Here is a 9,966-nt window from a genome sequence, read left to right as displayed (position 1 = left end):
CGTTCAACCTCACCCCAGACAGCCGCCTTGTCTTTCAGCGCATTCGCTCCAAAACTGCCGGCTTGCATTACTCAACCAGGAGTATTGATCGATGACGACGTTCCGATTAGGTTATTCTTGGGAACACTCTCGATCGGGGGGAGAGGTGATGTCGAGGGCACTTAGGGCTACGCTGATCGCTATGGTTCTGCTCTGCACAGCCGGGCAGAAATCGAAAGCGGCCAAATACGCCTGCGGCCTCGTCGATAGTACCGGGATCATCACTTGCACGAAAGACGGCGGCTCAGACTCAGCATTTCAGTTCGACCTTAAGGTTCGCGAGCCTCAATCGTTTCTTGGTATGATTGGCGGACCTGGTTCAGAGTGTGAAAACTGTCGACCCGGTTCCGAATGTGAAAACTGCCGGAAGCAGATTGAGCGTTTCAGATCTGCACGGGTGGAGGCATTTCGAAACGCTCTCGAAACGCTGCGCACCGAAGCGGAAAAGATGCAAGGTGACACGGATTTGTACGACGAACTGATCCGTCTGTACCGCGGCCTACTGCCGAAGTACGTTGACGGTATGAACGCTTATCGTGCTGCCATCGTTCAGTATCGCAAGACTTGTCCATCATACCCGCAATTGAGCGAAAATCCTCAACTGCGGAATTTGGCCGCGATCGAATCAAACGTCGCAAACACGGGCTCAACGGCATACCCGGCAAGAAATGCGAGCGTTGAGGGAGACAGACTGTCGCTCCCGTGAAATCCTCCGTATCCGATAACGACGCCCGCTAGTCCACCCAGCGCAAACCTTACCCGGTGTCGAATCGGCGAGGTCGGCGAAAAAGAGCTATCCTTGATCTGGTCAGAAATCAGTCTGACTATGTAAGAGCATGCCCCCATCAGCCCGAGCAAGATTGGGAGAATCGAAGTAGCTATGATGCCAGCATAGAGGGTTTCCGATTGGACGTAGACCGAGACCGCATCGCGCATTAGGTAATAGTTTCGAAGCGTCTCTCTGACATCGTCAACGCCGTGGGGCCGCTCGTTGCTCCCGGGAAGCACTTTCGCACTGCGAAGACCGAACGAAATAATCGTCGACATTGCTCGTGTTTTTTGCGCCAGTTGCTCCGTAAGACGGTTGTGCTGAGTCACCATATCTTCAACTGCATGCTGCGCATCCGATCCCTTCGAAAAATCGTTGTCGTCCTTTGCGAGCTGCTCGTTTTTAATTTGGAGCGGCGCCGACAATTGATCTAGTTTCGTAAGCAGGTCCTGAACCTCGGTTTTGAAGCTAGTCGCTGTACTCACGACGAAGCCCAAAACGACCGCAGCGATCAACAAACTAAGAAGCCAGATAAGATAGCGATTTGCTGTCGCTTGGGCTACAGGCTTGGAACGAAGAAAGCTAAACCAACGGCATCGAGCAGCAGGCACGGTAACGGCACTGATCGTTTCGGGGGTAACAGGCTTGATCAGGCTGCATAGGTGATTGTAGGCCACCCAAAATTTTACAGCGACCGCGTCGTCCCAGGCGTTCGACTGCCTCGCGCCGAAAGCATCTGTGATTGCTGTGACGGCATCAAGTGGCACCTCGGCCGTATTCTGCGCTCCAAATCTTAGCAGCTCGCCAGCGGCGTTGAGAGCCGCTTCTTCATGTGTTTCCAGCGGTCTCGCCATATCACCCCCTACCGCGCATAACCTCGGCTTCTAGCTTGTCTAATTCTACAGTTAGTTTGCTGGTGCTGCGGCCCACGCCGGTATTCCAACCGGCGCCCTGCTTGCTTCAGCAAGAGCAGCGCCAAAGCGGCAAGTCCCCATGAGCCCCACCTCCATCTCTTGGCACCGTCAGCTGTTCACGTAAGTTGTCTCGCCATGATATGCGCTTCTAGGGTTTGCGCAGCGCCTGGTTCAGGACCATCGCCAACCGCACACCGGCCTTACTCAGCTGGATTGCGACGTTATTTGTTGCCGTCGTCACATAGTCATCTGTCAACCGAAAGCTTCCACGCGCGTTGGGAGCTGGAAGCTGGCCATACACGTCATCCTTTGACAATGCGAACGCTTCCTTGGCCCAATCGTCAGGCTTTCCAGCTTGCCATTGCGCTTGCTGTTCCTTCGTGATGTGGCCGATGAGATCGGAGGCGATGGTTCGAGAATCGGGTCCCAGCTGGTCTACAAACTCGGTGTCCCAGAAATGGTGAAGATTGCCGGCGCTAAGCCCGGCCGCCGAAGCCCGCTTGGCGTTGCCGCCGCGATCATGATCGTCAGAACTGTGCAGCGGTTGGTGCACGTCGCCGACGAAGTGAAGCAAGAATTTGAGCGCGGCGACCTGCTCCTCGACATCTGTCGCGGGATTGGCGAGCTCCGCCGCGAACTGCTGAATCTTGTCGACCACACAATCGGCCGCCGCCCCATCAGAAGCGGGTGTACCGTTGGGCACGGGCGGATGATTGAAACAGGCTTCGTCAAAATTCGGGGCGGTGATCTCAATATCGACAAAGTGCCACTGCCGCGTCCGCTCACGTGAATTGTTCACATTCGCATCCCGGTACTTGTCCGCCCACGTAGCTGCTGACGCAATGTCATGAGCGGTGAGCGGATCGGTATCGGCAGCCAAAAGGGCATTCACCCGCTTGCGCACATCCCCATCCAGAAAAGACTGCGCCACCAGAGCTACCACCTCATGGCCTTCGTCGCCCCAAGCGAGTGCGCGGCTTACGTTCGAACAGTTGAGAACTGCGCCACAGGCAATGATGGCCAAGCTCGTCGCCACTCGTATCATAATTAACTCCTCAAATTGCTGGCAGAACAATGAAGACTGGAAATTCGAGAGCCTGAGAGGCGCTCACAGCGCAGTCCAACCCTCGCAGAGATTGCGTGAATGTCAATCCGCACCCTCCCGGATGAGCTGGTCGATCAGATCATTTCCAGCAGGCTCAACGTACGAAACGTACGAATGTCCCAGGGCCGTATTCCTATTTGAAATCTGCAGCTATGCCGGAGGGCATGGCAAAGCTACTTTGCGGTTTTGTGACATTTAGCAACGTCCCCTCAGTCGGCGCCTGTAAGCAGTTCCAATAAAGCACTGCAGTTGCTTGAGGAGCGCTTCCGTTCTGCGCTCGGCGGCGATCCCACTACGCCTCTTCGGCAGCGACCGATGTAATGTCGTCCATCCGCGGCAACCGCCATGGCCACACATAAGCCTTCCGAAACCAAGAGTCGGGTAGGGCTCAAGGCTAAGGCGGGCCGGCACGAGGCTCGCCGCGCCCGACGTGCTTTGCGGGGCACAACAGACATGAAACATCCACTATCGACCTTGATAGTTTCGAAACGCAACCCGCCATATAGTCTCAGTCACGCGCCGATTAGTGAGCCCTGATGAGAAGACAATCGGGAGACGAAGAAACATTCCCATACTCTGCTGGCCGGCGCTCTTGAGCACATCTGAAACAAGGACCGCTATTCGGCTTCGCTGAACGTGATGTCCACGTCGAGAGGCCTTCAAGACGCGGTAACGCGATGCAGCGCGGATATTCGCTTCGCTACTCGGATGCTAGCGCGGCGAACATGCGGGCAAGGCGGCTGACCGAGGATCAAGAAGGGAGTGTACAACGAGAGTACTGCCAACAGCCCGTATGCATAGGTTCGCGCGCGTCAGTTCGATCGGCTTGCGGTTTTCTCGGATCGCAGCCTCGTCTGAGGCTGAGCTTGGCGCTACGCTGCTACAACAGTCTGTACGTAAGGAGGAGCCATGCCGGACATCGTCGTAACCGATGTAATCGCTTCTTCCATCGTACAGGCGATCGAGCGGGGTAATGAGGATTTCGGTGGTGTCATCACCGGCGTCGGCAATAGCCGCCCCATTGCTGTGGTATTACAGGATTCCCAAACCAAGCGCGCTCTCGGCGGTGCGATAGGACTTTCATCGGCAGGACTGCTGTTCCTGGATTCGTTCTTTCTGCCAAGGCAATTGCGCGGGAGGGGCTTGGGAAAAGCGATCTTGAAGAGATTTGAAGAAGAGGGCCGACAGCGCGGCTGTCGATCGGCCTTCCTTTACACCGTCAATCTTCCGGATTTCTACGCTCGGAACGGATGGAAGGCATTCGGCCGAACGCCTTGCGACCCGCCCGGAGCATTCCGCGTTTTCATGACCAAGACCCTGGAAGCGCGCTCATAGCCTGCCTTCCGGCCGAGAACAGATGGATAAACAGATAATTGCCCAAAAGAGCGCCCTACATTGCAAATTCAGATGGCTATGATTCGCTGTTGCTATTCACAGACTGCGTGGATGTGGTCGTAAGAAGGTCGAAAACAGACGGATGGCGTCTCGGAACCGAACTCCAAAAAGAACTGTAATGCGTGCGACGAATGCCTAGGCCGCATGCAGGCCTGAGATCGCCATTACGCCGAACAAGAACTTCCAAATCTACGAAGGCGGCCCCCGGGCAGGGTTGTCGCGACGCCGTGCTCTCAACGCAGCCCCAGCGTGGCACCGGTCAATCTCAGCCGGGTCCCAACTATTAAAGCCCGAAATCATGTTGTCTCGGGAAGGACCGGTATGTGGGGCAAAATTCACCAGCTCGGCCAGAGGCCAATCAGGACCACGTGTCGCGACTCTTCCAGTAGTGAGGTGGCTCGCCCTGCACTGCGCGACCGAGTTTACCCGAGGCATCGCCGCCTCCGATGACCGTCGCCGGCGCGCTGCACTCGCTCGAGTTCGTAATCAGCATTGCACGGTGTTAGATATCAGTGTTCTGGCAAATCGTCCAACCAGCAGGCAGCCTCGACGTAAGGCCGCGAAAAGATCTGTCCAATCTTCTTGGGAACTTTGTTTTGATGGTATCGCATGTACACGCGGCCATCGTCTGCCAAATCCAGTATTTCGATCTTTCCTGTGTAATGAGACATGATGTATTTGAACGTCTTCTCGATGCCACTAAGGCGCTGGTTGACGCCGCGCGCAATCTCTATTCCCCGTCGGAGCGCAACCTGAAAATGGGATGCGCCCTTCACCGGCCTCGCTTGAAAGAGGTAGTAAGGGCGCACTCCGATGTCGTGGCATTTGGCGAATGTTTCTGCGAGGATCTTCGGATCGTCGTTGACTTTCGCGAGAAGTACGGCCTGGTTGAGAAACTGCACGGCTTGCGCTCGCAACGAGCGAACTTTGTGCTCCGCATCGGACGAGATCTCACCCACGTGATCGAAATGCGTGACGATTACTGGAGTTTTGCCCGCCTTGTGAATCCGCTCGAACAGTGCCGGCAGAGCGGAATCTTCAAACCGCCTTGGTTCATAGGCCAGCATTTTTGTACCAAATCTGATCGAACTCAAATGATTGATAGGCAGCAGGTGGTCAAGGATCCTGTTCAGCTTGGCCGTACTAAGCACGAACGGGTCACCTCCCGATAGTAGCACGTTGGTCATCTCAGGATGGCGCGCAATATACTGCGCGACCTGATCGAAGTCCGGCGCGATTTCATCGGAAGCCTTGCCAACGATACGCTTGCGAAAACAATAACGGCAATACGAACCGCAGCGCTCCGTCACCAGCAACAGGCCGGTCTGCGGGTACTTGTGCTGCAATCCCGGAACGACCGTATTGTCGTGTTCGCCGCTCGTATCCAAGGTGCCCGGGCTCTCGAACTCGTCCAGAGAGGGCTCTACAATTCGCTTCAGCTGATCGTAGTACCTGTCTTTGGCAATCTGCTCGCGATAAAACTTTGTGACATGATAAGGCGTGATGTTGTTGATCTGCAGTTCGCTCTCGCTCACTACGCGCGTTTCTTCGATGAACTTTAGTACGCGTCCTTTGCAATCCAGCGGATCAGCTATGGCTTCCATTGCGACACCTCGTCTGTCCTGATCAGCACATTTGATGCGGTACGATCTGCGCGTCTACACTACAGCAACAATAGTGGATCGATACCTACCTGGTGTGGTGAGGACTACCAGACTTGAGAGTTGAGAGAGGCACTCTGGTAGCCGCCAGATAGCGGCGCGCCGAGGATCGCGGCGCTGTGGCGGACTTAAATCGTTGCCATTAGTTGACCGCACAGAACGCGAAGGCATGCGGCAAGCCGCCAGCGGAGGCGAGGTGAACGCCCCTGATTGCGACGGGCACTTTTGAAACGCACTCGTCGGTGATCGGAGCTCTGATCTCGCGGGCCCCACATTCATAAGGTTCTTCAGTGCGCTAGGCCGCTTTTAGACAGCGCCTCGCGCCATCGCCAGGCTCGACCGCTACACGTTTTCACTGCCCAGCACAGATAGCATCGGAACAGTCGGTTCGCACTTTGCCGCGTTCTCTCACACAAGAATGGCGGAGCTGCTCGCGCCTTCTCGGCAATCTAAGCAACCAGATCGCCCGCGCCGGCCGCGCAATTCTGGCGGGATTGCAACAAACCCTGAAAAGTTCACTCCAGACCGACAGCAGATGGCCCCACTTGGTCATGAACTGCCAGCGTCTTTACGAAATCCGACCTACCGCCCATGCTAGGCAGCTTCAGCGGCCCGTGATTTCAGCCTTCTTATATGTGGTAAGCCCGCGTCAATCGTAAGCCGGTCCATGGCCCAATGAGGACTGCCGATTTCATTGATGGGATACCGCTCGATCGCGCGATTGTCCCAGATTGCAACGTCGCCTGATTTCCAGTTCCAGCACAGAGTGTTCTCCGGCGCAGTGAGGTAGGATTGCAGCAGTTCGAACAATCTTTGGCTGGGATAGCGCTGCAGGCCGACAAAGTTCTGCACGGAACGACCAAGCGTGAGCATGCGTTCGCCGGTCTCGGGATGAACGCGAACGATCGGATGTGTCGTTTCGTAGATCGTTCCGGTGAATATGTCGTCCAGTGTCCTGTTGTCGGTTTGCGTGCCGCCTTCCGCCATAGTGTAGTCAAATGCGGCACAGCGCACAGCCCAGAGGCTATCGGCAAGCATCCGCAGGGAATCGGGAAGGTCAAGATAAGCCGCCGCAGTGCTCGACCAGGCGATGTCACCGCCAAAAGGCGGGATCGCTGCACCTCGCAGCACTGAGATTTTCGGGTGGCCTGCATTGAAGACATCGTCATCGTTCATCTTGTCGAGGTGGCGGTAGGCGCGATCAGCGAGCGTTTCCCGGATCGTCAAGCCTCCCCTTGTGTCCACCATTTTGGGATGAGGTATCAGCGAGCCGAGCCGGAGAGCAAATCGCTGTTGCTCGGCATCATCGAGATGCCCCTGATTACGGAAGAAGATGACCTTATGCTCGAGCAGAAGCTGCTTAATGGCGGTGACGACCTCGTCTGACAAACCGTCCGATAGCGCAATGTTCTTGATTTCGGCGCCTAGCCGGTCCGCATGCCTGACGATGTCTGCTCGCGAAATGACGTTATCATCAATCATTGTGCTACTCATGACGGCGCCTCTCTCTGTGGATGTCGTAAACAAAGCCCCCGATTGATGATGATGCCGGACGGGCAACGTGACGAGCCACCTTGATGGCTGGCATCCGAATTACCTGATCCACGCCGCCCAACGAGCCAAGCAGGATTTCGGATATGCACCACCATCATCTTATGGTCTGACTCCCTGTGCGCGCGGAGGCATCCAGTGCGGTTTCGATCGAAAAACATTTACGTATAAACGCCATCGGATCGATCTTCCGATTGATCATCGACCTAGCTTGACACCGCAGATCATAGAGCCAATCCATGTCCAGTCCATGAAACGAAACCAGCTTTCTTTACCGATCTTGAGCAACGCTTGCTCGCCGCCAAACGTGGCCATGGAAGATCTTTCATGATGGTGTGATACGCCCACTCAAGCGATCATCATGCCGCGCATGACGAATGAACGAACCGCAACTATTTGGCTCTGCACTCGCCAAGCAGCATTGCACTCACGACCTCACGTTGAGTATATCTATAGGACAGCTTTGGCGAGTATACAAGCCATTGTTCGCCGCTTTGAATTGTTCAAAACACGCGCTTTTCACCGGCTTGTCAGGTCAAGCTCTCTGCCCAAGGTTCGCGACGTGAAACTCGAACGGTGCAACCGCCATTGCGGTTTAACAACGGGCTCAATCCCACCATTTGCAATCTGCGTTGCTCGACCGAGATTTGGGCGGACCGGCCGTGACTTACGCCTTAGCTCTATCCGAATAGAGCCGCGGATTACCGCTGGCGCTAGAATGGCTACGCAGGAACACCGGGTGCCATAACAAAGGACTGGAGCCTCAAACCGGACTCGCCGCGGTATTCGCTTCGGATCACGGCTAAGCTGGGACGGAACTGGTCCTTCACCTGTCGAGACTCAGCTCGTCGTCCAATTCGTGCAACCGAGACGTGGTCACTTGAGCTTGAGCGTACAGATGCAGTTGCCGCTGGACGTCGCCGGGTGCGCCATGCGGAGCGAATGTGCGGCCGAGCTCTCCGACTTTATCGAGTGGGACCAAAACAATGCAGCGCTGGGTCAGTCAGGATTGAAAACCGCGAATTGGCTGCGCTCTTTTTGTCCTCCCCGCCCCATTGGCAGGTTCGAATGCTCAAGAAAGCCAGATAGAATCACAAGCTAGGACCCGTTATTCTTGATCGACCTGTCGCCTTCTCTCGATCTAAAACTGCAGCGCGCGTGAGCATGTCACACATGTGAAATAGATGCATGTTTTCCGAGAAGCTGAGGAAAGAATGCACCCGCGGCGCAACAACGCGGCCCACACGGCTGAGCTATGGCGCAAGATGCGTCACGCACAACAGAGTCTTCTAACAGACGAGGGTTCGTCACAAAGTGGAACGACAAGCTCTCAAGTACTACTTACATGTGCGGACGAAGGCGCTTGTAAGCACCGCGCAGTGCTTGTCCGGACTTCTTCGTCGCGCAGACCCTGATCTCGTAACCGCGCCAGGCGATGGGCCGTTGTCATGGGGAGAATAATGAAACCACCTCGCTAAGCAGAACAGCAGGCTGTCGAAACACAATTTCGTTCGAGAGCGCTCGTAAAATCTCTCACAAAATTGAGTGGCGCCCATTCGTGGATGGCTGCGACGAAGGTGGATCATTTTTCGCCAGGTGTCCAGAAATCCGCGTGATTTGGTTTCGAGCTACCACAGCGCTGGCGCAGTTGGTCCCAAGATTGCAATTTCGGTCGATGTGACAATTTGCGACAGCATTGATATCGATCCGATCCTTTGAGACAACATCGTCCGGCCAGATCTTGTCGCTTTTGAGCCTTCTGGCATGCATCCGTGCTATCTCAATCGGCCAAAATAGTCATGCTCGCACTCGAGTTGGTCGTCTATCTGCTCGCAAGCCGTCCACGCTCTTCGCGGGTTTGCCTGGTCAATTGCCGATGCACACGGTGCCGTTTCAGGAGGCCGGCATGTTGCAGCGTAAAGGCTTCCATTACGGCGCCCCCACGCCATTTCACCGCAAGCTCAGCTTTCAAATTCGCGTCCATAACGGCGCGCTCGCTGAATGCTTGCAGTTTTGCGGGCACGTTGCCGATGGATCCGGATCGACGTTCTTAATCCTGTTTGGTGGAGCCGGCAGGTTCGGCGGCGTCGCTCTTTTCACCCGAATAGCGGGGAGGATCTTGCTGAACCCACATTGACGGGGCGCTGATCAACGCGTTCTGTCCGACTTGCCGGAGAACTTCGACGGACGTCTCGCCTCGCGTGGCGGCTTCCAGAATTTTGGAAGCGACGTGCGTTCGAGTGCCGGTCTCGTGAGGAGACAGCCCTCTGCAAACCTCATCCAGAACTCGACGGAGACGGGCAGCTGTTTCGGAGTCGAGCATACACGGCCTCCTTCACTGGAGCGGCACAATGACTACGCTGCAAGCGCGACTTTCACGACACGAACATTGTCAGCCGGCGATGTGAACCGCGAAAGAGATGGCTTTCCATCTCACTTAAGGTTGCGCGATCATACAGCTGACAACGCCGCGTGTCATCACCCGCTGATGTCTCAAGCAGGATTTCCGGCATTTCGGAGAAGTTGTTCGAC

General features: G+C 55.6%; 6 protein-coding genes. 2 read left to right on the top strand and 4 right to left on the bottom strand.

The window, feature by feature from the left end:
* Positions 1-636: 636 nt before the first annotated feature.
* Both IF803_RS37730 and IF803_RS37725 read right to left on the bottom strand, forming a co-directional pair.
* Positions 637-1,662 (bottom strand): hypothetical protein, encoded by a 1,026-nt coding sequence (locus IF803_RS37730; RefSeq protein ID WP_461195690.1) that lies wholly within the window; start codon positions 1,660-1,662, stop codon positions 637-639.
* 208 nt (positions 1,663-1,870) lie between these two features.
* Positions 1,871-2,746, bottom strand: a complete 876-nt coding sequence (locus IF803_RS37725; RefSeq protein ID WP_461195689.1) for a S1/P1 nuclease — start codon at positions 2,744-2,746, stop codon at positions 1,871-1,873.
* Between the two features lie 990 nt (positions 2,747-3,736).
* On the opposite strand from IF803_RS37725, the gene IF803_RS37720 reads away from it, so the two are divergent.
* On the top strand, positions 3,737-4,162 hold the full coding sequence (locus IF803_RS37720) for a GNAT family N-acetyltransferase (RefSeq protein WP_461195688.1): 426 nt from the start codon (positions 3,737-3,739) through the stop codon (positions 4,160-4,162).
* Positions 4,163-4,731: 569 nt separating this feature from the next.
* Here IF803_RS37720 and IF803_RS37715 read toward each other — a convergent pair.
* Both IF803_RS37715 and IF803_RS37710 read right to left on the bottom strand, forming a co-directional pair.
* The gene (locus tag IF803_RS37715; protein ID WP_461195687.1) at positions 4,732-5,826 is read right to left on the bottom strand and encodes a KamA family radical SAM protein; all 1,095 of its coding nucleotides are present in this window, start codon (positions 5,824-5,826) and stop codon (positions 4,732-4,734) included.
* A gap of 651 nt (positions 5,827-6,477) precedes the next feature.
* Positions 6,478-7,365, bottom strand: coding sequence for a TauD/TfdA dioxygenase family protein (locus IF803_RS37710; RefSeq protein ID WP_461195686.1), 888 nt, complete (start codon positions 7,363-7,365; stop codon positions 6,478-6,480).
* Positions 7,366-9,340: 1,975 nt separating this feature from the next.
* Here IF803_RS37710 and IF803_RS37705 point away from each other — a divergent pair.
* On the top strand, positions 9,341-9,571 hold the full coding sequence (locus tag IF803_RS37705; protein ID WP_461195685.1) for a hypothetical protein: 231 nt from the start codon (positions 9,341-9,343) through the stop codon (positions 9,569-9,571).
* Positions 9,572-9,966 lie beyond the last annotated feature (395 nt).

Source organism: Bradyrhizobium sp. UFLA06-06, assembly GCF_054820065.1.
Note: the sequence above shows the minus strand (reverse complement) of the source record. Positions and strands in the feature narration are given on the sequence as shown.

Coding starts and splice junctions, on each gene's coding strand:
- IF803_RS37730 (WP_461195690.1), bottom strand. CDS start 1,662: ATGGCGAGACCGCTGGAAACACATGAAGAAGCGGCTCTCAACGCCGCT.
- IF803_RS37720 (WP_461195688.1), top strand. CDS start 3,737: ATGCCGGACATCGTCGTAACCGATGTAATCGCTTCTTCCATCGTACAG.
- IF803_RS37715 (WP_461195687.1), bottom strand. CDS start 5,826: ATGGAAGCCATAGCTGATCCGCTGGATTGCAAAGGACGCGTACTAAAG.
- IF803_RS37710 (WP_461195686.1), bottom strand. CDS start 7,365: ATGATTGATGATAACGTCATTTCGCGAGCAGACATCGTCAGGCATGCG.
- IF803_RS37705 (WP_461195685.1), top strand. CDS start 9,341: ATGTTGCAGCGTAAAGGCTTCCATTACGGCGCCCCCACGCCATTTCAC.